At 70.1% G+C, this 1840-nt stretch carries 2 protein-coding genes and 1 pseudogene; all 3 read left to right on the top strand.

Annotated elements, in window-relative coordinates; genetic code table 11:
- Positions 1-520, top strand: a pseudogene (locus AC5RUJ_RS15545) (ABC transporter); the annotation flags it as partial.
- Positions 517-1491, top strand: coding sequence for a GTPase (locus AC5RUJ_RS15540; protein WP_494156163.1), 975 nt, complete (start codon positions 517-519; stop codon positions 1489-1491). The pseudogene AC5RUJ_RS15545 and the gene AC5RUJ_RS15540, both read left to right, overlap by 4 nt.
- Before the next feature lie 65 nt (positions 1492-1556).
- Positions 1557-1840 (top strand): hypothetical protein (locus AC5RUJ_RS15535; RefSeq protein WP_494156162.1); only part of this gene is annotated, 284 nt, incomplete at its 3' end.

Here is a 1840-nt window from a genome sequence, read left to right as displayed (position 1 = left end):
CGCGGAGGAGGCCGACGCGCGCTGGCGGACAGACCCGGCCGGGCAGGGCCTGCTCGGACGCGAAGACCTGTCGACTCCCAGCGCGGGCTTTGCGGACGAGGTAGCCCGCGAAATCCGGGCGTGGCAGGCAGACCTGCTGGACCTGATCCGCAGCGAGGGTGAGAGCAAGCGCTTCACCGCGCGCATGCTCTCCTTCGGAGTCAACGGCCTAGGGGTAGCGCTGATGGTGGTGATATTCGCGGCCACCGGAGGGCTGACCGGCTTGGAAATCGGCGTGGCGGGCGGAACGGCCGTGGTGGGCCAGAAGCTGCTGGAAGCGGTCTTCGGCGAGGACGCCGTACGCAGGCTGGCGCGCAAGGCCCGCGCCGAGCTGCAGGAGCGAACGCGCAGGCTCATGCGCGCCGAAGCGGAGCGCTTCCTGGCGCGGATCCCTGAGGTGGAGGACGCAGGGACCATGCGCGCACTGGAAGGGCGGCTGCACGCGCTGGGGGCAAAGACGGACACGGGAGCCCCGGATTGAGCCGCCACCGGGGCCAGCCCGAGACCTCCCTGCTGCAGACACGGCTGGATGCCTTGAACACGGCCGCCGAGCTCGCCGCCGGGGTGCTGCCGGAAGCGGAACTCGCACCCGTCACCGAAGTCCTGGAACGGGCCAGCACCCGCCGCTCCCTGTCCGCCGAGCACACCGTGGTGGGCTTTTTCGGTGCGACCGGCAGCGGAAAGTCCTCCCTCTTCAACGCCGTATCCGGCACCCGCCACGCCACCGTCGCGGCACGCCGCCCCACCACGTCCGAAGCAATGGCGGGAATTTGGGGAACGGCCGGCAGCGAACCGCTGCTGGACTGGCTGCAGGTAGCCAACCGGCACGTGGTGGACGACGGATCCTTCGCCGGGCACGGCGGCCTGATCCTGCTGGACCTGCCGGACTTTGATTCCACCGCCGTCGAGCATCGCGCCATCGTGCAACGGTTCGCCGGCCAGGTCGACGTACTGGTCTGGGTGCTGGATCCGCAAAAGTACGCCGATGCCGCCGTGCACCAGGGATTTTTGCGCCCGTTGGCCTCGCACGATGCGGTGACGCTGGTGGTGCTGAACCAGGTGGACCGGCTGGCCGAGGGACAGCTGCAACCGGTCCTGGGGTCGCTGAGGGAGATTTTGCTGCGGGACGGACTCGCCCGGGTGGATGTCTACCCCGTCTCCGCGACGACGGGGACCGGCCTTGCCGAGCTGACGGCAGCCATCACGTGCTCGATCCAGCTCATGTTCACCTGGTACACGAGATCGAAGTCCGGCCGCCGTGCCGCCTCGGTCGCCGCGACCTCCGCGTATCCGCCGAGCCGCTCCATCAGGAACCAGGAACCCGCCTTGGCCGCCACGGCCAGCACCGCGCCGGCCGCTAGCAGCACCAGTTGCACGCCGGTGCGCTGCAGCTCCAGCCGCCCGATCAGCAGGCCCGCCAGCAGATACCCCAGCCACTGCACCACGGGATAGTAGCCGGTGAGGAAAACATCGCTGAGCAGCGTGGCCGGCGTCAGCAGGTCGTAGACCATGGGGTTGTGGCCCAGCCCGGCCGGCTGCACCGCAGCTTCCGCCCAAGGCCGCAGCACGTGGGCCAGCACCGGCGAGACGACGATCCAGCCGGCCGCCCACAGCGCCAGCACACCGCGGCGGAGCTGCAGGAACGGCAGCGCGCACAGGAACAGCACGCCGTAGTGGACCAGTATCACCGCGACGTTGACTTCCAGCGCACCCAGCATCATGCCGACCGTGGCAATGAGCAGCGCACGCACGGCTATGCCCCCGCGGTCCGCGGCGAGGCTCCCGCCCCGGTGGCCGCGAG

The organism is Arthrobacter sp. Y3223164 (assembly GCF_059091005.1).
This window is presented reverse-complemented; position numbering and strand designations above follow the sequence as displayed.